Annotated in this window: 23 protein-coding genes; 15 read left to right on the forward strand and 8 right to left on the reverse strand. The window is 39.0% G+C overall.

The features are described from left to right. Positions 1 to 303: 303 nt before the first annotated feature. From AY601_RS02725 to AY601_RS02740, 4 genes are all read right to left on the reverse strand, one after another. Positions 304 to 756: a DoxX family protein gene (locus tag AY601_RS02725; RefSeq protein ID WP_068396073.1), complete on the reverse strand. Its 453-nt coding sequence runs from the start codon at positions 754 to 756 to the stop codon at positions 304 to 306. Positions 757 to 858: 102 nt separating this feature from the next. Next, complete coding sequence (locus AY601_RS02730) at positions 859 to 1,758, reverse strand: NAD(P)/FAD-dependent oxidoreductase (RefSeq protein ID WP_068396076.1); 900 nt, start codon at positions 1,756 to 1,758, stop codon at positions 859 to 861. Between the two features lie 2 nt (positions 1,759 to 1,760). Beyond that, the gene (locus tag AY601_RS02735; protein WP_068396079.1) at positions 1,761 to 2,324 is read right to left on the reverse strand and encodes a TetR/AcrR family transcriptional regulator; all 564 of its coding nucleotides are present in this window, start codon (positions 2,322 to 2,324) and stop codon (positions 1,761 to 1,763) included. A gap of 156 nt (positions 2,325 to 2,480) precedes the next feature. Beyond that, positions 2,481 to 4,616, reverse strand: a complete 2,136-nt coding sequence (locus tag AY601_RS02740; protein ID WP_068396082.1) for an ATP-binding protein — start codon at positions 4,614 to 4,616, stop codon at positions 2,481 to 2,483. Between the two features lie 244 nt (positions 4,617 to 4,860). On the opposite strand from AY601_RS02740, the gene AY601_RS02745 reads away from it, so the two are divergent. After that, a complete protein-coding gene (locus AY601_RS02745; protein WP_068396085.1) occupies positions 4,861 to 5,757 on the forward strand; it encodes a LysR family transcriptional regulator in 897 nt (298 codons plus the stop codon). A 78-nt stretch (positions 5,758 to 5,835) separates the two neighbouring features. Next, entirely contained in the window at positions 5,836 to 6,762 is a 927-nt protein-coding gene (locus AY601_RS02750; RefSeq protein WP_068407055.1) for a YeiH family protein, read from the forward strand. A gap of 616 nt (positions 6,763 to 7,378) precedes the next feature. Here the strand turns inward: AY601_RS02750 and AY601_RS02755 are convergent. Next, entirely contained in the window at positions 7,379 to 8,050 is a 672-nt protein-coding gene (locus AY601_RS02755) for a VOC family protein (protein WP_068396088.1), read from the reverse strand. Positions 8,051 to 8,261: 211 nt separating this feature from the next. Further along, a complete protein-coding gene (locus AY601_RS02760; RefSeq protein WP_068396091.1) occupies positions 8,262 to 9,533 on the reverse strand; it encodes an Hsp70 family protein in 1,272 nt (423 codons plus the stop codon). Positions 9,534 to 9,815: 282 nt separating this feature from the next. On the opposite strand from AY601_RS02760, the gene AY601_RS02765 reads away from it, so the two are divergent. Continuing rightward, a complete protein-coding gene (locus AY601_RS02765) occupies positions 9,816 to 10,160 on the forward strand; it encodes a DHCW motif cupin fold protein (RefSeq protein WP_068396094.1) in 345 nt (114 codons plus the stop codon). Positions 10,161 to 10,211: 51 nt separating this feature from the next. Here the strand turns inward: AY601_RS02765 and AY601_RS02770 are convergent, their stop codons facing one another. Beyond that, on the reverse strand, positions 10,212 to 10,970 hold the full coding sequence (locus AY601_RS02770) for an XRE family transcriptional regulator (RefSeq protein WP_068396097.1): 759 nt from the start codon (positions 10,968 to 10,970) through the stop codon (positions 10,212 to 10,214). Positions 10,971 to 11,124: 154 nt separating this feature from the next. Here AY601_RS02770 and AY601_RS02775 point away from each other — a divergent pair, with 154 nt between their 5' ends. From AY601_RS02775 to AY601_RS02795, 5 genes are all read left to right on the forward strand, one after another. Further along, on the forward strand, positions 11,125 to 11,688 hold the full coding sequence (locus AY601_RS02775) for a glycoside hydrolase family 108 protein (protein ID WP_068396101.1): 564 nt from the start codon (positions 11,125 to 11,127) through the stop codon (positions 11,686 to 11,688). Between the two features lie 5 nt (positions 11,689 to 11,693). Continuing rightward, the gene (locus AY601_RS02780) at positions 11,694 to 12,077 is read left to right on the forward strand and encodes a hypothetical protein (protein WP_068396105.1); all 384 of its coding nucleotides are present in this window, start codon (positions 11,694 to 11,696) and stop codon (positions 12,075 to 12,077) included. Then, positions 12,074 to 12,265 carry a hypothetical protein gene (locus AY601_RS02785; RefSeq protein WP_068396111.1) on the forward strand — a complete coding sequence of 64 codons (192 nt, stop codon included), beginning with the start codon at positions 12,074 to 12,076 and terminating at the stop codon, positions 12,263 to 12,265. The genes AY601_RS02780 and AY601_RS02785 overlap by 4 nt, the downstream gene beginning before the upstream one ends. Before the next feature lie 20 nt (positions 12,266 to 12,285). Then, positions 12,286 to 13,626 carry a hypothetical protein gene (locus tag AY601_RS02790; RefSeq protein WP_068396114.1) on the forward strand — a complete coding sequence of 447 codons (1,341 nt, stop codon included), beginning with the start codon at positions 12,286 to 12,288 and terminating at the stop codon, positions 13,624 to 13,626. A gap of 137 nt (positions 13,627 to 13,763) precedes the next feature. Further along, positions 13,764 to 14,339: a hypothetical protein gene (locus AY601_RS02795; RefSeq protein ID WP_157287661.1), complete on the forward strand. Its 576-nt coding sequence runs from the start codon at positions 13,764 to 13,766 to the stop codon at positions 14,337 to 14,339. A gap of 118 nt (positions 14,340 to 14,457) precedes the next feature. Here the strand turns inward: AY601_RS02795 and AY601_RS02800 are convergent, their stop codons facing one another. Beyond that, positions 14,458 to 14,733, reverse strand: a complete 276-nt coding sequence (locus AY601_RS02800) for a hypothetical protein (RefSeq protein ID WP_068396121.1) — start codon at positions 14,731 to 14,733, stop codon at positions 14,458 to 14,460. A gap of 227 nt (positions 14,734 to 14,960) precedes the next feature. Here AY601_RS02800 and AY601_RS02805 point away from each other — a divergent pair, with 227 nt between their 5' ends. From AY601_RS02805 to AY601_RS02835, 7 genes are all read left to right on the forward strand, one after another. Then, a complete protein-coding gene (locus AY601_RS02805; RefSeq protein WP_068396122.1) occupies positions 14,961 to 15,515 on the forward strand; it encodes an RNA polymerase sigma-70 factor in 555 nt (184 codons plus the stop codon). 93 nt (positions 15,516 to 15,608) lie between these two features. Continuing rightward, positions 15,609 to 16,625 carry a FecR family protein gene (locus AY601_RS02810; protein ID WP_198163595.1) on the forward strand — a complete coding sequence of 339 codons (1,017 nt, stop codon included), beginning with the start codon at positions 15,609 to 15,611 and terminating at the stop codon, positions 16,623 to 16,625. A 97-nt stretch (positions 16,626 to 16,722) separates the two neighbouring features. Beyond that, positions 16,723 to 20,178 carry a SusC/RagA family TonB-linked outer membrane protein gene (locus tag AY601_RS02815; protein ID WP_198163596.1) on the forward strand — a complete coding sequence of 1,152 codons (3,456 nt, stop codon included), beginning with the start codon at positions 16,723 to 16,725 and terminating at the stop codon, positions 20,176 to 20,178. Positions 20,179 to 20,189: 11 nt separating this feature from the next. Next, complete coding sequence (locus AY601_RS02820) at positions 20,190 to 21,662, forward strand: SusD/RagB family nutrient-binding outer membrane lipoprotein (RefSeq protein ID WP_068396131.1); 1,473 nt, start codon at positions 20,190 to 20,192, stop codon at positions 21,660 to 21,662. 15 nt (positions 21,663 to 21,677) lie between these two features. Further along, the gene (locus tag AY601_RS02825) at positions 21,678 to 22,958 is read left to right on the forward strand and encodes a purple acid phosphatase family protein (RefSeq protein WP_068396134.1); all 1,281 of its coding nucleotides are present in this window, start codon (positions 21,678 to 21,680) and stop codon (positions 22,956 to 22,958) included. Between the two features lie 7 nt (positions 22,959 to 22,965). Further along, the gene (locus AY601_RS02830; RefSeq protein WP_198163597.1) at positions 22,966 to 23,805 is read left to right on the forward strand and encodes a glycerophosphodiester phosphodiesterase family protein; all 840 of its coding nucleotides are present in this window, start codon (positions 22,966 to 22,968) and stop codon (positions 23,803 to 23,805) included. A gap of 208 nt (positions 23,806 to 24,013) precedes the next feature. After that, the gene (locus tag AY601_RS02835; protein ID WP_068396137.1) at positions 24,014 to 25,195 is read left to right on the forward strand and encodes a glycoside hydrolase family 18 protein; all 1,182 of its coding nucleotides are present in this window, start codon (positions 24,014 to 24,016) and stop codon (positions 25,193 to 25,195) included. Positions 25,196 to 25,213: the final 18 nt, after the last annotated feature.

A 25,213-nucleotide genomic window follows, 5' to 3' on the forward strand; every position in this document is an offset into this window, starting at 1 on the left:
GCCTGAGCAAAGGCTGTTTTACCAAAAATAGTAAATAGTGTAAGCAAAAGAATGCCAGTCACCTATAAATTAAATCCCGATATAAACTTCTTTGCCACTCTCTTTTACTGCCGTACTCAGCAAGTATTTGATATCTGGCATGATAGCAAGTGAATGGAAATTTATATTTATGATGTATACCGCGAAGTTTCAAATGGAGTGTGGCTGCGAATGCTGATTTAAAACAGCTGGCGCTTACTGCTTTTGGGAATAAAGATGAGCAGGGCATATTTCATGTAGCGTAAGTTTAACTTACGCTACATTTTATGGTTTTGGACGATGTGTTTTCATCCAGTTATCTACGGAGTACGGTCCCGAACCTACTACCCAAAAAAGAACCAGCAGGAGCAATACAATGATTGACAGCCATAATTCTGAATTGAGAAAAGAGAACCCTTTAGAAATATTAACAAAGAAAATAGCACCCAACAGAATTGGGATTTGTATCACAGCAGCAAAGCGCGTAACCAATCCGATCAGGATCAGTAAACCACCGACCAGGTGCGCAAAAGCCACCGTATGTAATACCGCAACAGCCATTAATCCTGAAAATCCAAGCGTATTGTGCTGTATAATCCATTCTTGCTGAACTCCGGTGTCACTGACAAAGGCAATACCTTTGCTTAAAATCAGTAATCCGAGCCCGATACGGACTATGTCGAGCGATTTGGTATGATGGAGATCACCCCAGTGCTCAATTTTTTGAACCATATTCATAAAACCTCCTTTTTAAGATAAACTCATTTGGTATAAGTAAGTTAAGGATAAAATATAGTTAAAACACAAATAATTGCTGCTTAAATGTTTACGATTTAAAACTTAGGCCATAATCAGTTCGTGGTTAAGCATAGCACCCGCAATACTACCTGCTGCCACTGCGTTTGCAACAGATCTCATCGGACTTGTATTATCTCCTGCTGCATATACTCCCGGAATTGTAGTTTTTTTGAAATCATCAGTCAAAATATAACCTCTTTTATCCAATTCACAGCCCATTTCTGCAGGCACAAGGCAATGTTGTACAAATGGAGGCCTGGTATAAAGTGCATCAATTTTTTCCAATGTTCCGTCTAAAAACCGAATGCCTGTCAATTGTCCTGCTACATGTTCGATGCCCGCGATTGGCTTTTCAATAACGGTAACTTTTGAAGCGCTGATTTCCTGTTGTTGAGCGGCACTGAATTTTGGCGTTCCGTTGGTGAAAACGCGGAGATCTTTGTTCCAGTTGGAAATTAATTTGCTGAAATCTACTGTGTTTTCATCATTTGATAAAATCCCCATTGGCTGATCTTTATATTCATAACCATGGCAATAGGGGCAATGAATAACAGAAATTCCCCAGCAGGACGAAAGTCCGGGAATATCAGCAAGCTGATCTGCTACACCGGTCGCAAACAAGAGTTTTTTCGCGCTGATCTGTAAGCCTGAAGCAGTAGTTACTGTGAAATTAAAGTCTTCCCCAATAGCACTGACCACAGCATCTTCCATAAACTGGATTGTTGGATAAACTGACACCTGATCCTTCGCTGCTTTCGCAATTTGCGCCGGACTAAAGCCATCCTGTGTAATAAAATTATGAGAATGTGGGGTTTGACGGTTACAGGGTTGATTACTGTCAATGATCAATGTTTTTCTGATTGCCCTGCCTAAAGACATCGCTGCTGATAAGCCACTATAGCTACCACCAATAATGATAACTTCAAATTCTTGTTTTTCCATTTTTATAGTTTATTAATTCCGATTCCGTTACTGAATGAAAACCAGGCAAAGCCTTTAATGTCGTTTTTTGCTACCGCTCCACTGGTTGAAGATTGAATGGTCGCTGTGACAATTCCGCTCATCAACAAATTGATCCAGGCAAGCGTAAGGTTAGGACTGATAATTCCCCTTTTTTGTAATTCCTTAATGACAGCTGTAGCCGGAGAAAAAGTCTGGTCATAGGTTGCGCAATCCTCATCTTCTTTCTGGTGCTGATGCCCCTGATACTGATGTAATTTTTGAAAGAAAGCATATTTAGAACCGCAGTCTATACTTGCATATAAAACCCGCTCTAACTGGATAAGCGGATCTTCAGCGCTATTGATGGCATTGGTAATATTGATTTTGCATTTGTTCTGCATTTCAAGGTGGCAAGCCTTTAGCAAATCATTCCGGTCTGTAAAATACCGGTGGAGTGTTCTTCTGGTTACTTGAGCCCGTTCAGCTATCTTTTCAAGTGCGCTTGAATAGTCATCATTAAAGATTTCAATAGCAGTATCAATAATTTTTTGTTTGGTGTCTTTCATGCGTATTCAATTTTACATTTCAATTTATTCAGACACAATTTTAGGATTAATTTCTCAAATGTGAGACATTTAGCAAGACAATTATAGGTGCATTTCTGCTAATCAACTGATTTTTAATCAATTGATTAGCGGTAATAATTTAATTAAGCAATGAAATTAAGGAAGGTAATCCAGTATTTTTTCTAGTAATTCACTCTCTTTGTATGGCTTAACGATATAGTCATTCAAACCTGAAGAAATGTAATTCTGATGAGATTCAGGAGAAATCTGGCCAGTTATAGCGATAATTGGTGTCCTGCATTTTTTTATATCATAGTGCGCTCTGATCTTCTTAGTTAGCTCAACACCATCCATACCCGGCATTTCTATATCTGTTAACACCATATCATAATGTTGGGCATCAAATGCTTTTAAGGCATCTTCACCATTGGTTGCAGTATCAAAACTAATTTTGTGCTTATTAAAAATCATTTTGATAACCAGTAAATTCATATTTGCATCATCCACTACCAGTAAATGAATGTTTTTAAAAGCATCTACTCTGGAAACCAGGGCCTCTTTGTCTGTTAAAACTTCTTGTGGATGCGCTGCAATTGCATAAGGCAGTTCCAGGTGGAAAGTTGTGCCTTTACCCAAAATACTATTCACCGTTATTTTTCCATGATGGAGATCAACCAGCTTTTTGCAAATTGGTAATCCCAATCCTGATCCTTTTTGCCAGTCCATGCGCTTGTTGTTGATGACTTGTGAAAACTCATCGAAGATAAAAGGCAGTTCTTTTTCTGAAATCCCTATACCAGTATCACTGACTTCAATCAACAATAAGACCTGACCAGTTTCTGTTTTCTTACTATTGACCTTTACCCGGACTTCTCCCTGGTCCGTAAATTTAATTGCATTAGCAATCAGGTTGACCAGGATTTGTTTTAACCGGTAAGGATCACCTGTGATCAATAGCTCTGGTGCATCCTTTTGATTCAATATCAATTTCAATCCTTTCTGATCGGCAAGTACAGCGGTGGCTGCAACAATTTCATGCAGAATAGTTTTGTAATGAAAAGGGGTTTTTGAAAGAGACAATTTTCCTGTTTCCATCCTTGAAAAGTCGAGGATTTCATTGACAGCAGACAGTAACATCGAAGAAGAGGTTTCCAGCAAATTTGCCATCGCCGCTTGTTCAGTATTTAATGGAGTAGCTTTAAGCTGTTCTGTTGCGCCCAGAATTGCATTTAACGGTGTCCGCATTTCATGACTTATGCTGGTAAAGAACCTGGATTTAACGATAACCTGTTCAGAAGCTAATTTGTTGGCTTTGACAATCTTATTATAGGCACGATAGAGTATAATCAGCAAAGAAATAATCACGATCATTGAAACTATATTGATCAGGAAATTGATCTTTCCTGAAGTGCCTATGACTTCTAAAGAATGCAATGTTTGGTCTCTTAATGACATCTTTCTAGCTTGCTGAAGCTGATGTTCCCTGGTTCTGAATTCATTAAACATCACTTTGATATTGTCCAGGATCTGTCCGTTGGTTTTTAAAATTGCTCTTTCATTTTCGGTCAGCAACTTGTGATTCCCACGCTGACTTTCAAAAAGGTTTTTATAGAATTTTTCTACATCTTCCAGATTTTTTCTGGTATAAATGTTGTCATTTTCATTAGCCTCGATGATAACGGTCTCTGTTTTACTGGTCAGGGCAGTATCTTTTTTATCATCTTTATTGAGTATGGCACTTTTTATACGCTGAAAGAACTTGGTCTTCTTCGCTTCAGGAACGGGCTTGATGACTTCGGTTTTGATAATCTTTTTGACGACAGGCCGTGGTGGTTTCCTAAAGGAAATGGTGGCAGGTAAAGTTGTACCAGTATCAACTTTCAAATTGACAGACATCAGGGAATCTGTCATCTTTTTGATTTTAGCATAAAGTAAAATCTGCTTATTCCTTTTAGCTAAATCGCTGGAAATATCACTGGAAACAGCATTTAAATCTTCTTTTGAGAAGCTTTCCAATAGAGAAGAGATATGCCGGATGCCCTGGCTATATTTGATGAAATATTTCTTTTCCCATAGGGAGGTGTACATTCTGAAGTTGTTTTCCGCTTCCTGCATTCCCATATTAATGGTATCCAGCTTGTAGATTTGCTCGTTATTTGCATCTCGCTGCAGACTTGTGGCCTGAAGTGTTTTTTGCTCAGTATATTGGTTGAAAGATGTTCTTAACAGCAACCCAATAAATAAGACAATAATTACCAGAATTACTATAAAAGAGATCCGCTTATTCTTCATTTTATTTTTTTTTCAATCTTATTTCCTGTTTTTTTCTACGAAGGAATTTTGGTCCGTGGATCGTAAAAAATCTTACAAGAGGTTTCAGGCTAGGCTATAAACCAGGACAATTTTCAGAAATGGCTTATAAAAGGTTGTAAATGTAGTTGAAAAATTTGTTAGAAATATATCCGGGGGAGAAGCATTCTGATTTGGACCGGACAATATTTTATTTATTGCCATTTTATTAAGACCTTGGCCAGCTATGTCAGACTTTCGTTTAGAAGTTTTTTATACCGTAGCCAAACGGCTTAGTTTTACTAAAGCTGCCGCTGCTTTATTCATCACACAACCTGCGGTGACCAAGCATATTTATGAATTGGAACAGCAATATGATAATAAACTTTTTGAGCGGAAGGGGAATAAAATTCAGCTGACACCTGCCGGAGAGCTCTTACTCAGTCATACGGAATCATTATTTAATATCTATCGGAATATTGATTTTGATATGAATGCCCTGGTTCATAAAAAAGAAGGAATTTTAGCATTAGGGGCCAGCACTACTATTTCCCAGTATGTAATCGCGCCGATCCTTGCAGGGTTCAGGAAAAAATTCAGCGCAATAGCAATCAATTTGATGAATGGAAATACTGAACAGATCGAGAAAGCTTTACTGGATAAAGAAATTCAGCTTGGAATTATAGAGGGAAGATCTAAACATCAGGAAATCAGTTATACCGAGTTTATCAGAGATGAAATTGTATTGGTTTGCGGTCAGGACCATCCTTTGGCTAAAAAATCCGAACTCAGTAAGGCGTTACTGCTGGAAAATTCTTTTGTAATGCGTGAGCAGGGGTCAGGCACACTTGAAGTTATAGATTACGCTTTAAAAGAGATTGGAATGGGGGTATCAGACCTTAAAGCAGAAATACACCTTGGCAGTACCGAAAGTATTAAATCTTACTTAATGCATTCTAACTGCCTGGCTTTTATCTCTATACATGCGCTAACCAATGAACTTCAGCGCGGAACTTTAAGGGTGATTGATGTAGCAGGACTCCACATAGAACGTCATTTCTATTTTATTCATCTTCAGGGTAAGCCAGATGGTTTATCGGAGGTTTTTTTACGGCATGCCCGCTTAACTCATCACCTGAAGTAATGGCGGATTAATTTTCGCGATTTGACCTGCGTGGGCATTAGGGACATCTTTGCAGCATAAATAACTAAGATGATGCAAATGAGCCTGAATACCCGAAAAATTATATTTATTGTTGCCACACTAGTTTGCCTGTTGCCTTGGATGTCCCCGCCATTAGCCCTTTTGCTGGGCCTGATAATTGCCCAGTTAATGGAACATCCATTTCTCAGTTTTAATCCTGTCGCAACTAACTGGCTGTTAAAATTAGCTGTAATCGGGCTTGGATTTGGAATGAACCTTTCCTTTGCACTGAATGCTGGCCGGGAAGGCTTTTTGTTTACAGTATGCTCAATTTTTGGTGTGCTTACACTGGGTTTCCTCCTCGGTAAGGTATTTAAGACCGAACGTAAAACCTCCTTTTTGATTTCTTCTGGTACAGCTATTTGCGGAGGGAGCGCTATTGCAGCATTATCTCCAGTCATGAAAGCCGGAGAAAAAGAGATTTCCGCAGCATTGGGTATTGTATTTATACTGAATTCTGCTGCCTTATTTATATTTCCGGTTATAGGGCATGCTTTGAATTTATCGCAAAGCCAGTTTGGAATCTGGTGCGCTATTGCCATTCACGATACAAGTTCTGTGGTTGGGGCAGCCAGCAAGTATGGGGAGCAAGCTTTACAGATTGCCACCACAGTAAAACTGGCAAGGGCATTATGGATTATTCCGGTTGCGTTTGGTACAGCCTTTATCTTTAAAAGTGACCAGAAGAAAGTTAAAATCCCTTATTTCATTGGATTGTTTGTACTGGCAATGTTAGCGAATACTTATTTACCATTCATTAAACCATTCACTCCGTATGTGGTAAATGTGGCTAAAACAGCATTGACTTTGACCTTGTTTTTGATAGGAAGTGGCTTATCATTTAAAGTGATTAAAGCAGTGGGGATCAAGCCTTTTTTACAAGGAGTTATCTTATGGATCGCTATTTCAACAGTTTCGCTATGGGCAATTATGCTTTTAGCTTAGGAAACTGGATCCAGAGAATAATTTTTGTGCGAACGTTTGATGATTCGCTGTGAGCCATTCCTGACAATATTTGATAAGCTGCTGTAAGCCATTCTTGACAATAACTACGCATAAGCCTTTAAAAAAAGGCCTGCTAAAATGATAGCAGACCTGTTTTAATTGGTGGTTGTGAATTTCTTTGAGTGGTGGTGGAAACGATTCTTATAGAAAGGCAGCATCTTGTGGAAAGGGAGCGGGTTTTTATGGAATTGCTTTTTACAATTTGTTAGCAAAAAACAAGGTCTGAGGTCAGTATAATTACAACAATTTTTGTTTTTCTCATGAAGTAATATTTTTACTATGTATATGATTTTAGTAGATATTCTTATTTTAATGGATAGTTTGGTTAACTAAATAAACTTTAAGTGAATGTAGGTAAAAATATTGTATGTTTTTTGATAATTAAATTTAAAGGCACAGGTGGGGATGACCAGAGGAGCGGACATGGCTTTTATGAAATTTGGCTCATGATTTCCTAAGCAGATTGTTTACAAACGATTAGCTAAGGAGTTACAGGCAACCAGATCAGGAAATGGGAAATTACCGGCTACAGTTTTATAAGACTATAAGCTATTCATTAGTTACCCGGCTGGTTTCTGATCTGTAATTCCTGTTTTGCGCCATCTGCTGTACTTAACAAAACTCTGGCTTCGAATGCTTGGGCTTTTTTCGTTGTAGGGAACCAGTTTCTGTCGGGAGTAACTAAGATCAGCAATCCGTTTTCATCACCGATAACTGCGAAGTTTTCTGTTTTAGGTTGTTTAGCGTAATAATCAAGGCCGTATTGACTAATCAGTTTTTCTGCAGTCGCAAGTACATCGCTGGTTACTATACCAATTTCACTGGCAAATAGTATCGAGCTACTCTCAAATGTAGTATTGGATTGATTGTCAGCATCAAAACGGCAGATCAATTCGAGCAGGTTCCCATTGTTGTCATAAAAATAGAATGACTTTGCATTCCAGGCTTCAAAGGAAGAAAATTGGCTGTTCGTTGTTACTGGTAATACTGTTGTTCTTTTTTTTAGCCATTGAAAGGCTTCTTCCAGCTTATTATTTGGGATATCAAATGCAAGGTGATAATTAGGATCCTGAACAGCTGATTTTTGAAAAGATACCTTTGTCTTTCCAATCAGAAAAGATACTTCATTTTCGCTTTTTGAATTGGTTTTAATATCGAGTATAGTGTTGTAAAATTGCTCGGTTTCTATAATATTATTGCTAAGTAATTCAATCGCTTCAATCTTCATCAAAAGGGTTTTAGTGTGTTCTGTTTGTTTAAAATAGGGCTGTTAGTGTCAATATACCCTTAAATCTTTAATTTTAGCTATCGAAACAGGATGTTGACAATAGCATTATTTTTGAACGATGATAAAGGTGGAACTAGTCCTATTAGCCCCAGCTATCTATTGATATGTGTATGAATAATTGATTTATTTCTTTCTTCAGGAGGTTATTGGATTAATCTGCATCGAATAAATAACCGCTATAAGCAAGGCCTTTGGCAACGCTTGTAAAATTATCTCCCGAATTTACCGGGATATGAGGGAATTTATTCCTGAAAAGATCTTGTACGCCTCCAACTAATGAGCTTCCGCCGGTAAGGAATAAACTATCAATTTCTTCAGGTTTGATCTTATTTTTTAACATGAATTCATCAAGATAAACACTGATCTTTTTGATATCTTTTTCAATTACTGCAGCATATTGTTCTCTGGAAACTTCTTCATCTATTTCAATTTCCATATTTGAATAGGTAAATTGAGAAACCTGCTCATCAGATAAAGTAATTTTTGTTTTTTCAATAGCACGAAAGATAGAATAACCCAGGTTATGATCAATTAGCGTAATCAGGTTTTTGAACTTCCTGTCTTTTTTAGAATAGTGGTAATAATCCTGTAAGTCTTTTTGTATCCTCAACCCGTTAAAGAAGTTCATTTTATCCCAGGTACAGATATTCGCGAAAAGCGACATTGGAACAGTCAGCACTTTTCCGGGCGTAGCTTCATATAAGGTATTCTTCCCGAAATATGGTGTGCCTTTATCCCACATAAAAGCAGAATCAAAGCTGTCTCCACCGATATAAATACCACCAGAGGCTATCATATCATTTCTTCTGTCTTTGTTGCCGGAATGATCAGGATCAAGCATCAGGTAAGTGAAATCTGTCGTTCCCCCACCTAAATCGGCTACCAGTACTTTTTCTTTTTTTGTAATCGTCTTCTCGTAAGCAAAAGCAGCACCAATGGGCTCAAACTGAAAACGTACTGCTGTGAAACCTGCATTTTCAGCTGCTTTACTCAATCTTGTTTGCGCCAGGGTATCTTTGGATGCACTATCATCATCAAAAAATACAGGGCGACCAATCACAGCCTTCTGACAATCATATCCGATGATTTCATCAGCTTTGGTTTTTAAGTCTTTCAGGATTAAAGCGACAAGGTCGGATGCATTGTATCTTTTATTATGAATCCGTGTTTCTATAAAACTGCTTCTGGATAAGATTTGCTTGATAGATTTGATAAACCTTCCCTTCATCCCATCGCTTAGATAAGCATCGATAGCATTTTCACCCACCACGTAATTTAAGGGCAGGGTTGCACTTTGTTCTTGCTGAAAATACAAGAGCGAAGGAACTGTTATAGTACTTATGATTTCTTTCTTTTCTTCGTCATAAATAGATAGTGCAGAATTGGTTGTTCCAAAATCAATTCCATATAGAAACTTACTCATCTCAAAAGGGGAAATATTGTTTTATACTTAATTTTTATGCCGGTCTTTTTCCTTTGGTTATTGGTAATAGGATAGGAGTGAAGACCTTACAGACTATTCAGATTGATATACGCTGTTTTGGCGCGTGCAAAGGTAAAATATTAAAATAATAATTAGATTATAACCTTGTATTTAATGTTTTTTAGCGGATTATTCAGCGTTTTGGACAGCATGCTGCCTACGCCTATATTATAGAAACTGTCAGGGAAAATACTATCTTGTTGTCAATTAATCTTTAATACTATGCATTCAGGAGGTATTCCTTTTCAGAACACAGATTGGGAGAATATTCCCGCGATACAGCATCCGGGAGAAACTGGTGTAGCTTATTGGAAAACTTTAGAATTTGGTGATTTACGGATCAGGGTAGTAGAGTACTCTGAAAACTATAAAGCAGATCATTGGTGCTCCAAAGGACATATCATTTATTGTATTGAAGGTGAAATGATTTCTGAATTGGCCGACGGGAGCCAGCATAAGCTTTCAAAGGGAATGTCTTACCAGGTTTCAGACGAATTGAGTTCGCACCGCACGTTTTCTGAATATGGTGTGAAGCTGTTTATTGTAGACGGTTCTTTTCTGAAGTAATATTTGACGTGCTGACCAATTCTGTTTTTTATAGTCAGCACATCAGCTTTCTTATCTTTTCTGCAGAACGTTCACAATATTAAATATCTGTTTCACTTCATCAAGATGAATATCGAAATCAGGATAGGCAACTTTGTCCGGATTTAACGAATGGCAAGTAATGATACCCGTTTCAGTATCATGGTTTGAGATCCGTTTCGCGATAATACCCATCTTACGGTGTACAATGACATAATCTTTAAATCTGTGGGTATGAAATTTAGAAGTCCACAGGTGCTGCTGGATTTCTCTTCCAGTGGCAATACTTCCATCGCTGATACTCTCTTTAGTGTTATCATCCATACTGTCACCAACTATTTCAAATGCTCTGTAACTGCCTTTATGATATTTGTCCACGATTATTGTATGCTTTGGTAATACTTCTAAATACTCAGTGTCCTTGTAGCCGGATAAATAGCCAGCATAAGCATATTCATTCACTAAAGGTACCACCATTAAATACTGCCCATCTCCCAGGTCTATAAAAGGAGAGTCCGTAAAGTCTAAGGGATATTGTATTTCGCCAATTGATCTGGCATTTGGTTTTACGGTATTCACAGTCATTTCCCCTTTGCCAGTTTCCAACCATTCTATATTTAAAGAAAATTCTTTAAAAAGTGCATTTTTGATATCTCCGGAAACCTTCACTTTTCCTCTTTCGACATCCGCGAAACTTCCTTGTTTTAGTCCGGTAACCATCCCGAACTCCATTTGAGTTTTATTGAGTGATTTCCTGAATATTTTAAGACGTTGATTTTCAGTATTTTCCATGATTATTTAAAGAATATTCTATTTAAGTATTGCAAATATAGAATATTCTATATTATATTTGTATCGTACAACGAAGTAAATGTACAAAAAATAGGATTATACAGGAAATAGATAATTGGCATAAGCTGATTAGCTATACAGATAAAAGGAAAATATGAGTGATTTCAGCATAGCAAAACAGTTGACAGGAATAAATGAAGGCGGATATGTGAATGATCCGAATGATAAAGGAGGAGAGACTTATGCGGGTATCTCCAGAAATAATTGGTCCGGATGGAGAGGCTGGCTGATCATTGACGGGCTGAAAGATACGAATGGTGTTTCTGCTGCGCTGATCAACCAGAAGGCAAAAGCCAATGTGCAGTTAACTCAACTGATCTGGTCTTTTTACAAACAGAATTTTTGGGATATCAATCAGTTGAGTTTGATTCATGATCAGCAGCTGGCCAATACGGTTTATGATTTCGGAGTGAATTCCGGAACGGTAAGGGCGGCTAAATATTTACAGGATTCAGTTAAGCTGGTCTCTGCTATAAAGCTGTCTTCAGACGGCATTATAGGCCCCTTAACTCTCCAGGCAGTCAATAAAAGTGACCCAGCTAAACTTACTTTAATATATAACAGTAAAAGACAGGCTTTTTACAGTTCGATCGCAAAAGGGACACAGGCCAGGTTCCTGAAAAGTTGGTTAAGCAGGATTAAACCTTATAAAACTTAATTACCATGGAAGAAATACAAAATCCACCAACAGAAACACAAGACATGATAGACAGAAAAGCTGCATGGATTGAAAGAATGTTTGACCGGTTGTTTACCGCTGTTCAGCAGAACCCTTTTGCTACGATGCTCCTGCTTTCTGTCGCAATGAACTTTTGGCAATACAGTGTCCTGAATGAGATGAACCAGCTTCGGATCAGAGATATAACCTCATTAAATGAGAAAATTAACCTGGCTGTAGAAAAAGGTGTTCAGCAGGAATTGCCTAAACAGCTTGCCCCTTACAAGGAGCAGCAGGATAGCAATAACAAGAAGCTGGATACTTCTTTAAACCATTTAAATGGAACGGTAGAATCGGTCCGGAAATACTTTAATGAAAATAAGAGATGAAGAAGCTTTTAGCGCTGCTCGGATTGCTGTTGCTCACTGGTATGCTGTCAACAAGGGCCCCCCCTGAAAAAATAGAATTTATAGAAATCACGGACTATCCGGTTAACTGCAGGCTGGATAGCCTTAACAATACTTTGGATGAGTTGAATAAACTTATGAAGCAGTTCGCAGATAAAAAGAAATTTTAAACCATTAAAACAATTAAATTATGAGTCAATTTTCAGTACACTCAACAGCAGCCGCTGCACAAGATCAAACAGGTTCTATTACTGTAAACGGTCAGATCATTACTTACACGGTGAAGGGCAATATCATCATTTATTCTGATGGTAAAGTTGCAGCACCCTCCATCACAAGCACAGATTTTCAAAAGGCTTATGCAACGGCAATTGTGCCGGTAGTAACCCCGGTAGATCCTCCTGTAGATCCTGATTTTGTAAGTATAGGTACAGGTTCAGGTCAGCTGATTCTGGAACCACTTGCCAATACCAATGTGAAGATTGTTCCGGGTAATTACGATTACATCTATGTCGAAAAAGCAACTAATGTCAGAATGGATGCAACAGGAGTAGTCCTGAAAGGTGGATCTATTGATGTTGGTCAGGCAGATAATTTCGAGTTATGGGGAGCATCAATTATTGATCAGTCTTACCGTGCTATTTCTTTTGAAGGCCATAGCAATGGAGTTTATTTGCATGATATCAGCTTTAAAAATGTGGGTGACTATACTATTTCTTATCACTACAAAGGGATATATGATGGTACGGATGCATCTACTTCTAAAGACTGGAAATTGGAGCGGCTTACTTTTGAAAATACGAGTAGCGGGTTTCATTGCGATGGCGCATTTGCAGCAGAAGGGATTGTAAATCTGATGCGAAACTTTAAATTCCTGAATTGTGTAGTTAAGAATTGCCCGGGTATTGGAAATGTAGCTTATGTTGGACAGGTTGATGGTTATGAGATTGCCGGAAATATCATTGATAATATCAATACAAGATATGATGATCCTAATGCGCCAAATGGCTATCATAATGGTATTTTCCATATGAATGGTAATGGATCTTTCCATGATAATAAAATCACAAACCACCAGGGAAATGCAATTCGTGCATGGGGCGTATCCTATGGCGCTGAAGCCAAAGATATTTCGATTTATAATAACATCGTTTGGAACAGTTGGAAGTATTCGGCGTTTGAGCTTCAGGTTACTCCGGAAATACAGGATTATCTGGCGGCTTATCCTTCCAGAATTAAACCTACTAATGCAAAGGTATATAACAATACTGCAGGTCATCTCAACAGATCTCATGACTGGGACGGGGTAATGATTGATTTGTATCATACAGGTGGTACGCTGGAATATTACAATAACCTTGGTTTTGAAATGTACAGACAGGATCAATCCCGTTCAATAGGAGATATGATCAATATGGGCGGCCCGGAAATGATCCGTAATGAGAATAATCAATACTTCCCTACGCAGCAGGAAGCGGTTGCTGATACCGTTACTTTTCTGTCGTTGATACCTGGAGTTGGTGCTCAATAAACTATCAAATAATACCTGTTAAAATTAGTTCATCCGGTCAGCATATTGCACGCTATTGCACAGAGGGAATAACCCCGGGAGCTTTGGTTATCAATATGCTGCACCGGTTTGATTATCAAAATATTAAATATATTCTTATGAAAAATATACACCTTAAAGAATCCTTGTTCTTCATTTCCATACTGATGATTTTATCGGGCTGCGGAACTTCCCGACGGCTGTTTCAGGCAACGGGAAAAATGAAACAGGAAACTGCCCGGCAAATTAAAAAAGATACAGTGAGTTTAACGCTTGATCATTCATTAACTACCATCAGAGAAAAAGCGGATACCATATTGGTTATTCCCGGACAAGTGATTACCACAGATACCTATATTGATTTCGATGAGCTGGTTAACGGAGTAATGGCTATTAAAAGCCCGCTTGCAGAAGTAAGTTTAATCTTAAATCCTGTAACCAAAAAACTTTCGGCCAGAGCTTTGATCAAGGAGCAGGTGATCCCGCTGAAAATTAATAAAGAGACAGTGATACAAAAGAATTTAACGGTACTGTCAAAGAAAAATGAGCTGAGTTTAAATACCAACAAGACTGAAGTTGAACAAGCTGTTAAAGAAAAGGAAACCTTAAAATTAAGCGCATGGCTTCCTGCTTTGTTAGTGTTGATTGTCCTGGGATCTGTTTATTACTGGGTAAGAAATAAAAGCTGGTCATGAACAATTGTTTCCTGTGGTCTTGGATTAAAGGTACCAATGAAACAGCCCTGTTTTTAACTAATGGCGGAGACGATAAATCTTCTCCTTTGCCATTTTAGCTTTTCAGTTCAATAATTTATTATTGCTTATTCACAAAGATACCTCTGAAGGCAGACCAGCACGCGTTCTTTATATCAATAGGAAGTGCGTCTTTTACATAAAATTGAATACCGTTTTCATCATAGAAATAACGGAAATAATTTCCTAGTCTATCAGGTTTCTCACCCGTATGAATATTTTCACGATTAACCAGCCAACGAGAGTAAGTTACTTCAACGCCATTCAATGCATCCTCAAGATCTTTAATCTTGCCAGAGTTCTTGTCGCTGTTAATCATATCACTATAGTCTTTCATATTAAAATATCCATTTAATTGGCAAAGATACGGAATATAAAAGGGTTAAGAGACTATTGATTAGATTGCTGAATAATCGTATTCAAATCTTTACTTGATTTGAGTATGATTATTCAGCAATCTGGTTATCTTCTTTCGGTAAATGCGCCACCGAATTCATTACCTGCTTCATTTAACATTTTGTTAATACGTCTGTCATTTGGCAGCTCTAATTTTGCCCATATTTTATGGGCGAAAACAATACTGTCGGATTTAACGGAGATGATGTAAATAATTTCGATGGAAAAGCATTCGGGGAGCTTTACCGGCGCATGTATCCTACGCTAAAAAAATATGCGATTTACCTGGTAAAGGATGTTGAAGAAGCTCAACTTATTCTGAATGACGTGTTTATTGCCATCTGGAAAAATAATACCCGGATTTCAAATGAAAAAGCATATTTGTTCCGGGCAGTAAAAAATGCTTCAACGAATTACCATAAGGTTTCCAGGATAAATTTTCTGCACCTGGAGGAAGAAGAATTGCCTGACATTCTGGATGAAACAGCAGATCCTGCTCAGCTTTACCTCGATAAGGATCGCAACAGGATCTTATACAGCTTGATTGATCAGATGCCAGAACGCAGGCGTTTGGTTTTCTATCTATTCCGTATAGACGGTTTTAGCTACAAAGAAATCGCCGCTTTATTGGATATTTCAGTCAGAACAGTCGAAGATCATTTGGTTAAAGGCTTTCAGTTCTTGCAGGAAAGGGTGCTGAAAAACGAAGCAGAATTCAGGTAAAAATACCCTTAACCATTTCTTAACGTAATGTTAACGTTTTGCGGCCCGTAGTGCATGCCCGCTTTCTTGTCTTGTTTCTATAAAAGCATAGGAATGGATCAAGAGAACTGGAAATTTGTAATGGATTATTTATCCGCAAAGGAGCATGCCAGCGGCGACGTTCAGAAAATTGAACAAGAAGAGAAAAAGATACAAGAGTGGCTTAGTAAAGATTCCGGACATCAGAAAGAACTGGATCAGGCTTTATGGTTATGGAAGCATACTGCAACGCTGCCGGAAAATGACGAATGGAAGGAAAGTTTCAATGTTATTCAAGCTTCTTTACTTCAGGAGGCACCACAAAAGACCATTAACTTTAAAATCTGGCTAGCTGTTGCCGCTATTTTTACGGCAGTAGCCTTGTTCACTTTATTCTATAAAATACAGCAACCGGTTTTACAGCAGACCAGTATGGCCTGGATCACAAAATCGGCAAGTTCCGGAAAGATGATTAACGTGATGTTGCCAGACGGTACACAAATCTGGTTAAACTCCTGCAGTAGTATCAGCTATCCGGAGAACCTTCGACATGCTGATTTAAGAACGGTAAAACTTAAAGGTGAAGCCTTTTTTAAAGTCAAAAGGGATGTGAAGCATCCTTTTATAGTTCATAGTTTGAACATCCAGACGCGCGTGCTTGGAACAAGTTTTAATATCCGTGCCTGGCAAGGACAGCAAACCGAAGTCACGGTGCTCACAGGTAAAGTGGCCGTTTCCAGAGATTCAGCAGGAACACAATCGGCAGCTATTCACTTATTGCCAAATCAAAAGGCTGCCGGTAATTCTGCTAAACTACATTTGGAAAATGTAGAAGATGCCCAGACTGCTATTGGCTGGACTGAAGGCAAAATGGTTTTTGATCAGTTACCTGTAAAAGAAGTTTTTGAGACTTTAGAAAGGAGATACGCAGTGAAAATTATTGCAGACCAGTCCTTTAAAGGCTGTAAACTCACCGCGAAATTTAATAATGTCAGCTTAAACGAAGTATTGAAGACCCTTCAAATGACTTTAGATATCCATTACACAATCAATAAACACACCATTTATATAAAAGGAGGTAAATGTAATTAGACAACTATAAAGAAAAAGCCGAAGCATGTTGACGCATGCCCCGGCTAATGATTTCAATTTTATTTTAACCCATTCAATGATTAAAACATACAAAGTTATGAAAAAGTCCGCAGTGACTAATCAATTAATTTTTAAAGTAATGCGTTTCCTCACTCTCCTTTATTTTATGCTTACTGTCCTGTTCTTTGCTGCGCAAGCATCGCCTTTAAAGGCGCAGGAACTGAATAACAGGATAAGTTTCAATTTTAAAAACGGCACTTTAACAGAATTGCTGAAAAGCATAGAGAAGAAAACCAAGCTGTCTTTTGTTTACACCAATAAAGATGCAGTCTTAAATCAGCAGATTGATCCTGTTAAAGCCGAAAACGAAATGGTGAGCAGCCTGCTTAACCGGGTTTTGATCCCAAGACAATTAACTTACATCATCCAAAACAACCAGATCATTATTAAAAAGGCTGTTCGGGTCAAAGGTAAAGTTACGGATGAAAAAGGTTTACCTGTACCGGGGGTAAGTGTTTTGGAAAAAGGGAGTAATAATGTCAGCACGACCAATCTGAACGGCGATTATAGCTTAAATGTAAGAGAGCCATCCGCCACTCTGCTATTTAGAATGATGGGCTATCAGCCTAAAGAATTCGTGCTAAAGGGAGAAACAGCAGTCAATATCAGCCTTATTCCGGATGAAACTGGTTTATCTGAAGTAGTGATTACTGCTTTGGGTATTAAGCGGAATGAAAAAGCGCTCGGTTACTCTATCGCTACCCTAAAAGGCAGCGATGTGAATACGGTAAAAGAAGTGAATGTGGTGAATTCCATTGCCGGAAAGGTAGCGGGTGTAAATGTGGTGAGTACGGGCTCTGATCCGGGATCTACTGCGATGATTACCATTCGCGGACAATCATCTATTGCAAGCGATAACCAGCCACTTTTTGTAGTGGACGGTGTTCCTGTAGCACATTCGCTGCGGGCTACTTCCGAAGTTGGCCGTTCTTCTGTAGATTATGGAAGCCCGGTTGCTGATATCAGCCCTGATGATATTGAAAGCATCACCATCTTAAAAGGAGCCAGTGCTGCGGCTTTATATGGCAGCAGGGCAGGAAGTGGAGTGGTATTGATTACCACCAAAAGCGGTTCATCAGCTAAAAAAGGCTTGGGTGTAAGCTTCAACTCCAATGCGATGTTTGACCAGGTGTGGATGTTTCCGCATTTCCAGAATCAGTTTGGTGCAGGGGAATATACGGATGATCAGGCAGTGAGCACTACCTCGGCCTGGGGCCCGCGCCTGGATATAGGAACCAAACATTTGCAATGGAACAGCCCGCTTGATGCCCAAAGCGGAAAAGCTATACCTACCGACTGGGTATCACACCCAAATAATGCTAAAGATTTTTACAATACAGGTTCTACCTATACGAATAACATTGCCATCACCGGTAAAAATGCAGATGGCAATTACAGGTTATCTTATACCAATATGGTCAATAAAGGGATTGTCCCGCATACAGATCTGAGCAGAAATACCTTAAACCTGGCAGCGACTTATGTATTGCATCCTAAAGTAAAAATCAGTACCAATATTGGTTATGTAAATAATAAAAGCGATAACCGCCCTTCTGCTTACAGGGAAAGCGTGACGCAAATGGTTTATTCCATGCCTTCCAATATGAATATTAATGATTTGAAGAATTACTGGAAACCAGGCCGGGAAAACTTAGAACAATTTTCTCCGGATGATTCTGATAACTCCTACTTTGTCGCTTATGAACATACCAATGGCTACGATAGAAACCGTATAACCGGAAACGTACAAGCAGTATTTGATATCACGAATGATTTAAGCTTAATGGTGCGTACCGGACTTGATCTATACAATGAAGCGCATGAGACCAAACGTCCTTTTAGTGCGAAGCGATTTAAATTCGGTGGTTATGGGGTAGATAATTCTTTCTTCAAGGAGCAGAATACAGATTTCCTGCTTAATTATAAGAAAACGCTGAACCAGGATTGGTCTTTCGGTTTGTCGGTTGGTGGGAACCAAATGGACCAGACCAATAGAAGTACTGCTATGCGTACCGAAAGTCTGAGTATTCCAGGGATTTATAATATCAATAATGCACGTGCAGGAACGATCACCAATGCACAGTATAATTCCCGTAAACGAATCAACAGTTTATATGGAATGGGACAGGCTGCATTTAAGAACATGGTATTTCTGGATGTAACCGGCAGAAATGACTGGTCAAGTACCTTGCCTGCTCAGAATAATTCTTATTTCTATCCTTCAGTTTCATTAAGCACTGTTTTAACGGATGTGTTTAAGCTCAAATCTGAGCTGTTATCCTTTGCTAAAATCAGGGCGAACTGGGCACAGGTAGGGAGTGACACTGATCCTTACCAACTCTACAATACAATCCCTTTTAACCAGGATTGGGGAGATGTGAAAAGGGCGACCATTGAGTTTAACCTGAAAAACAATTTCTTAAAGCCTGAAATCGCAACTTCTTATGAGTTCGGTGGAGACCTGCGCTTTTTGAACAACAGGTTAGGTCTGGATGTGACCTGGTATAAAACCAACAAAAGAAACCAGATAATTAATATCCCAACAACGATTACTTCTGGTGCATCGAACCGTTTAATCAATGCCGGAAACATTCAGAATAGTGGTTGGGAAATTGGCTTGAATGCGGTTCCCGTTCAAGGTGCATTTAAATGGGAAATCAATGCAAACTTTACCAAGAATGAAAATAAGGTAATCTCATTAATGGAGGGCTTGCCTGAATATTCTATGGGGAGTGCCGATGGGGATAATATTCGTTATTTAATAAAAGAAGGAACTAAAATAGGAGATTTTTATACACCAAGTTATACTAAAGTTCCAGGCGGACAGTATGCCGGAGCAGCTTTACTGGATAAAACAGGACATTATATCCGTAATAACGCTGAATATATAAAAGTTGGAAACTATAATCCTGATTTTACCATTGGTTTTAACAATACTTTCACTTATAAAAACCTGACGCTTAATTTCCTTCTGGACTGGCGCAAAGGTGGTAACTTCTACTCTTATGTGGTTAAAAGTCTGATCAATGCAGGTTTAACGGATAATACCATTGCCGGCAGAGATGCAGACACCGGAGGTCTGCCATGGGTTGATTCGCAAGGTAACAAGCGCAACGACGGAATGATAATTCCTGGTTATATAGCGAGTTCAGATGGTACTTATAATGAAAATAAAGTCATTATTGCAGCGTCTGATTTTTACAATAACACTTACAATAAGTATTATGAGCGTTTAACCTATTCTGCTTCTTTTCTGAAGCTCAGGGAAGCTTCTATAACCTATGTGTTTAGTAAAAATGTGTTGCGTAAACTTCCGATAAGCAACCTTTCTATTTCGTTGATCGGCAGGAACTTATATACCTGGACTGCGAATGGCCTGGGTTATGATCCGGAAACTACGATGAGTGTTACCGAAGGGTTTAAATTGGGTGTTGGCCATTGGACCTTACCAGGGACACGCTCTTTTGGCTGTAAATTAAGTTGTAATTTTTAATCCGTATCCAAATGAAATTCAGATATAAAACTATCCTGGTGTTGTTCATGGCCATACTGAGTGCCTGCACCAAGGATTTCGACAAAATCAATACCAATCCTAATTCTCCGGAAACGACCAATACAGAGTTCCTGATGTCCGAAGTGATCTTGTCTACAGCTTATGCTTACCAGGAAAATTCAGTGGGCAGAAGACCTGCTTCTGCTGCAAGATATCTTACACTGATCCGTAATACTGGTTATGACCTGTTTGACTGGGGACCGGTGGACTGGGACGATACCTACGCACGTTTATCGGTGAATAAAACCTTGCTGGAAACTGCAAAAAGCCGTTCCGAGAATCAGTACGTCGCAATCAGTAAAATTATGAAGGCTTTTAATTTTGCTTACCTGACTGATCTGTATGGAGATATTCCTTATGCTCAGGCGCTGCAGTCGAAAGAAAGTAACCTCATTTATCCTGAATATGATCAGCAACAGGTTATTTATCCTGATTTATTGAGAGAATTGCAGGAGGCTAACGAGCTGCTGAAAGGAAGTACGGGAGAGATTAATGCTAAAGGTGATGTGCTGTTCAATGGCAAGGCCTTGCAATGGCGTAAGTTTGCCAACACTTTGCGCTTAAGGATGTTATTGCGGATTTCTAAAGTATATGGTGCCGCATTTACAGAGATGCAGACCATGGTGAATGACAAGAGCACTTATCCTGTTTTTGAAAGTAGTGCCGATAATGCAGCAGTTGCTTATCTGGGGAATTTAGCTGCCTATAGCTGGCCTGGAGGCCCATTGGCGATGATTGATTTTGATTATCAAAAGACAAAGGTAAGTAAGGAGCTGGTAGACAGACTTGTTCAAAGAAATGATCCGCGATTAGGTCTTTGGGTAGAACCAGTTAAAAGTACGACAGGTTCAACTGTAGATCTTAATAAATATGTTGGCGTGCCTAATGCTATTGATGCACCTGCTGCTTATAATGGGGGAGAGGACCATGTCTCTGTTTTCTCTTCTTCTTTTTTCAGAAAAAATGGTGGATCCACTAACCCTTTATTGAATGCCAGTCTGATCACTTATACTGAGCAATGTTTTATTCTGGCTGAGGCTATCCAGAAAGGTAAAATCACTGTGCCGGGAGAAACTGCAGAGTCGATGTATTATAAGGGAATCAAGGAGTCCATGAAAAGTTATGGACTTACAGCACCCTCAAATTACTTTGACCAGGCCCTGGTTAAATATGATGGCACATTGGAACAGTTGATCACTCAGAAATGGATAGCGATGCTGTTTAAAGGGTCGGAAGGCTGGTTTGATCAGCGCCGAACTGGTTATCCTGCTTTTGTTACCGGTCCTTTGGCTGCGGGCAGGGGAATTCCAAAACGTTATGTTTTTCCAGATTCTGAAAGTGCTAAAAATAAGTTGAATTACCAGAAAGCTATCGCTGCTTTCGGCCCTGACAAAGAATCCACGCTAATGTGGTACCTGAAATAATTTAAAATTTATCAAATGAACAAATCTATATATACTGCTGCACTACTTGTTATTGCAGCGTTTACAAATATTCAAGCTCAGGACTTTAATCCAAAACCTTTTCCAGACCGCGTCATTTTAACCTGGAAAGGCAATACTGCTGTTAGTCAGACGGTAACCTGGCGTACTGATACTACAATTACAGGGGCTAAAGCACAAATTAAAGCGGAAGATTCCAGTCCTGCGCTGGAAGAGGCTATTACAGCTTATGATGCAGATTCACATGTATTGTCTGGTGGCCAGAATTATGCGACAGCGAAGTATCACCAGGTTACTTTTAACAACCTGAAGCCCGGAACGGTATATGCTTACCGCGTTGGTGCAGGTGAATATTGGAGTGAATGGTTCCAGTTTACCACAGCATCTGCAGATCAGAACAAGCCTTTTTCTTTTATTTATCTGGGGGATGCACAGAATGATATCCGTTCTAAATGGTCGCGCGTAATCCGTAAAGCATTTACTCATGAACCGGACGCACGTTTTATTATCCATACCGGTGATTTGATTAACCGGTCAAACAATGATCAGGAATGGGGCGAATGGCACTATGGTGGTGGTTTTATCAACGGAATGGTTCCGAGTATGCCTTCCCCTGGAAACCATGAGTATGTTCGTGATGAGAAAAGAAAGCTGGTTTTAGATCCGCATTGGGGTGTACAGTATACTTTGCCTGGAAATGGCCCGAAAGGTTTAGAGGAGTCTGTTTATTATATCGACTATCAAAATGTACGTGTGATATCATTGGATTCTCAAATGATTATCCTGGATGAGGCTGCTGCAAAGGCTGAGTATGAATGGCTGGAAAAGGTTTTAAAGGAAAACACAAAATTATGGACAGTGATCACTTTTCACCATCCTATTTTTTCTACGGCCAAAAGCAGGGATAATAAAGATTTCAGAGAGCGGTTTAAACCTTTATTTGACAAGTATCATATAGACCTTGTTTTGCAGGGACATGACCATACGTATAGCCGCGGACAGAATTTACCACGCGGATTATCTGGTAGAGAAGCCAGCGGACCAGTTTACCTGGTTTCTGTGGCCGGCCCTAAAATGTATAAGGTGGATGGCGCTAAGTGGATGAATGTTTCTTTGGAAAATACACAGTTGTTCCAGGTGATTCATGTGGATGGCGGAAACCTGAAGTTTGAAGCTTACAAAACCTCCGGAGAATTATTTGATGCTTTTTCGCTGAAAAAATCAAATAGGGAGCATGCCGCGGAATTTACAGATATGAACCCTGCTGCAAAGCATTAATTAGTTAATGATGAATTGTAAAACAAACTTACTGGTAATGGTATTCAGCTGTTTTGCTTTGATCACATTTGGGCAGCGGACGGTAGCTCCGCTTCCCAAATGTAAAAATGGCTTCGTCGTAATTGCCCATCGCGGAAGCCATCTGGTCAAACCTGAAAATAGCATAGCCGCAATTGAAGACGCGATCAGTCTTGGTGCTGATTATGTGGAACTAGACCTGCGCACAACCCGTGATGGTCAGCTGGTTTTAATCCATAATGAAACCGTTGATCATACGACTAATGGCAAAGGGAGGATTCAGGATTTAAACCTGGATGAGGTGGCGAAGCTGACTTTGAATGCTAAGGATGGTCATTTATATAGCTTGCCTTCTTTTAGAGAAGCTTTAAAAGCTTGCAAAAACAGGATCAATATTTACCTGGACTTTAAGGAAGCTGATGTAGCACAGGCCTACGGGGAGATTAAGGATGCGGGGATGGAAAAGCAAGTGCTGGTTTATCTCAATAAAGCGGAGCAGTATACTTTATGGAGGGCAGTGGCCCCTCAAATGCCGCTGATGTCTGGCCTGCCTTCGTCGATAAAAACAAAAGAAGAATTGAGCGCTGTTTTACGTCAAATGCCATTAGAAGCAACTGATAATATTTCAGATCCAATGCTTGTCGCTGCATTAAAGGAAAGCGGATTGTCTGTGTTTTTGGATGTGCAAATGGCTGATGAAGATGCGATAAAATGGAAAGCGGCAATGGATAAAGGAGTTCAGGGTGTTCAAACCGATCATCCGGAGGCACTGATCAAGTACTTAGAAACAAATGATTTGCGTGATGGTTTGAAGGTTTCCAGGCTTTAGATCTTTACGTGGAATTAATTTTTTTGGCGTATATATTACCCCCCGCGGATGTTATCTAAGGAGTTTGGTTTCTGAAACTATGTGCAACTTACCTTATTTAATAATGTTAAGTTAACACTGAAAGTTATTTTTATCATTATTTTATATGTAGGTTTGCTGATAAAGGCAACATAGTTGTATTTAAGTTTAAACAATCCATGATTCTGTTATGAAAAATCAATCAAGCACTATTTTTCAAGGTGTAAATAAGAAAGAATTTTTAATCAGAAATACTTTCAGACTGGCTATATTAATTGTTTTATTTTTAGGCATCAATACGTTTAAAGCAAGTTGTTTAAATAAACCTCCTCATGTAATTATCGGTTATGTAGCAGGTTATGATGGTTTGGTTGATATGAATATGATCAAACCAGAAAAGTTGACACACCTTAATTATGCGTTTGCTAATATCAAGAACAATAGGATCAATTTAAAAAATGCGACTACAGATATTGTTAATTTAAGAAATCTCAACAAATTGAAAATTAAAAATCCAGATTTGAAGATCCTTATTTCAGTTGGCGGATGGACCTACAGTAATAATTTTTCAGATATGGCGCTGACAGATACTTCCAGAAAGGCATTTGCCAGGAGCGCTGTTGCATTTGTAGAGAAATATAAACTTGACGGACTTGATATTGACTGGGAATATCCGGGGCTGCCCGGCGCAGGCAATGTTCACAGACCTGAAGATAAACAGAATTTTACCTTATTGCTAAAGGCTTTAAAAGAAGATCTCAATAAGCTGGGGAAGCGAATTAATAAAAAACTTGTACTGACCATAGCAGCAGATTGTTCTAAAGATTTTCTGGATCATACAGAAATGAATAAGGCGCAAGCATACCTGGATTATATTAATTTAATGGCGTATGATTTTCTAAATGATCCTCCGGGAAAAACCTTTCATCAGGCGCCGCTATATCCCTCGAAAACTTTCAATAACAATAACTCTATTGTGCAATCCGTTCAGCGGTATTTAAAAGAAGGCATACGTCCGGAGAAAATGGTATTGGGAATACCTTTTTACGGACACATTTATCAGATCAAATCTGATGCGCGCAGTGCTGTCGGAGCAGAACTTAAATCTGCTGTAGGTACCAAAGGTTTTGCGGATATAAAAGACAGTCTCATCAATTCAGGACAATTCCAATACCACAGGGACACAACTGCTAAAGCTGCATACTTATTCAATCCTCATAATCAACAGTTTGTTACTTTTGAAGATGAATGGTCGATCCGGTACAAATGTAAATATTTGAAAGATCAGGGACTAGCAGGGGTGATGTTCTGGGAATATAGTAATGATGAAAAGGGAATTCTTTTGCAGGAGCTTAACCGAATGATGAAATAAGCATCAGGCTCTGCTGTT

The sequence above is a fragment of the Pedobacter cryoconitis genome (assembly GCF_001590605.1).
Classification (GTDB): Bacteria; Bacteroidota; Bacteroidia; order Sphingobacteriales; family Sphingobacteriaceae; genus Pedobacter; species Pedobacter cryoconitis_A.

Excerpts from the sequence above, each read along its gene's own strand:
- AY601_RS02725 (WP_068396073.1), bottom strand. The coding sequence starts at position 756 with ATGAATATGGTTCAAAAAATTGAGCACTGGGGTGATCTCCATCATACC.
- AY601_RS02730 (WP_068396076.1), bottom strand. The coding sequence starts at position 1,758 with ATGGAAAAACAAGAATTTGAAGTTATCATTATTGGTGGTAGCTATAGT.
- AY601_RS02735 (WP_068396079.1), bottom strand. The coding sequence starts at position 2,324 with ATGAAAGACACCAAACAAAAAATTATTGATACTGCTATTGAAATCTTT.
- AY601_RS02740 (WP_068396082.1), bottom strand. The coding sequence starts at position 4,616 with ATGAAGAATAAGCGGATCTCTTTTATAGTAATTCTGGTAATTATTGTC.
- AY601_RS02745 (WP_068396085.1), top strand. The coding sequence starts at position 4,861 with ATGTCAGACTTTCGTTTAGAAGTTTTTTATACCGTAGCCAAACGGCTT.
- AY601_RS02750 (WP_068407055.1), top strand. The coding sequence starts at position 5,836 with ATGAGCCTGAATACCCGAAAAATTATATTTATTGTTGCCACACTAGTT.
- AY601_RS02755 (WP_068396088.1), bottom strand. The coding sequence starts at position 8,050 with ATGAAGATTGAAGCGATTGAATTACTTAGCAATAATATTATAGAAACC.
- AY601_RS02760 (WP_068396091.1), bottom strand. The coding sequence starts at position 9,533 with ATGAGTAAGTTTCTATATGGAATTGATTTTGGAACAACCAATTCTGCA.
- AY601_RS02765 (WP_068396094.1), top strand. The coding sequence starts at position 9,816 with ATGCATTCAGGAGGTATTCCTTTTCAGAACACAGATTGGGAGAATATT.
- AY601_RS02770 (WP_068396097.1), bottom strand. The coding sequence starts at position 10,970 with ATGGAAAATACTGAAAATCAACGTCTTAAAATATTCAGGAAATCACTC.
- AY601_RS02775 (WP_068396101.1), top strand. The coding sequence starts at position 11,125 with ATGAGTGATTTCAGCATAGCAAAACAGTTGACAGGAATAAATGAAGGC.
- AY601_RS02780 (WP_068396105.1), top strand. The coding sequence starts at position 11,694 with ATGGAAGAAATACAAAATCCACCAACAGAAACACAAGACATGATAGAC.
- AY601_RS02785 (WP_068396111.1), top strand. The coding sequence starts at position 12,074 with ATGAAGAAGCTTTTAGCGCTGCTCGGATTGCTGTTGCTCACTGGTATG.
- AY601_RS02790 (WP_068396114.1), top strand. The coding sequence starts at position 12,286 with ATGAGTCAATTTTCAGTACACTCAACAGCAGCCGCTGCACAAGATCAA.
- AY601_RS02795 (WP_157287661.1), top strand. The coding sequence starts at position 13,764 with ATGAAAAATATACACCTTAAAGAATCCTTGTTCTTCATTTCCATACTG.
- AY601_RS02800 (WP_068396121.1), bottom strand. The coding sequence starts at position 14,733 with ATGAAAGACTATAGTGATATGATTAACAGCGACAAGAACTCTGGCAAG.
- AY601_RS02805 (WP_068396122.1), top strand. The coding sequence starts at position 14,961 with ATGGGCGAAAACAATACTGTCGGATTTAACGGAGATGATGTAAATAAT.
- AY601_RS02810 (WP_198163595.1), top strand. The coding sequence starts at position 15,609 with ATGGATCAAGAGAACTGGAAATTTGTAATGGATTATTTATCCGCAAAG.
- AY601_RS02815 (WP_198163596.1), top strand. The coding sequence starts at position 16,723 with ATGAAAAAGTCCGCAGTGACTAATCAATTAATTTTTAAAGTAATGCGT.
- AY601_RS02820 (WP_068396131.1), top strand. The coding sequence starts at position 20,190 with ATGAAATTCAGATATAAAACTATCCTGGTGTTGTTCATGGCCATACTG.
- AY601_RS02825 (WP_068396134.1), top strand. The coding sequence starts at position 21,678 with ATGAACAAATCTATATATACTGCTGCACTACTTGTTATTGCAGCGTTT.
- AY601_RS02830 (WP_198163597.1), top strand. The coding sequence starts at position 22,966 with ATGATGAATTGTAAAACAAACTTACTGGTAATGGTATTCAGCTGTTTT.
- AY601_RS02835 (WP_068396137.1), top strand. The coding sequence starts at position 24,014 with ATGAAAAATCAATCAAGCACTATTTTTCAAGGTGTAAATAAGAAAGAA.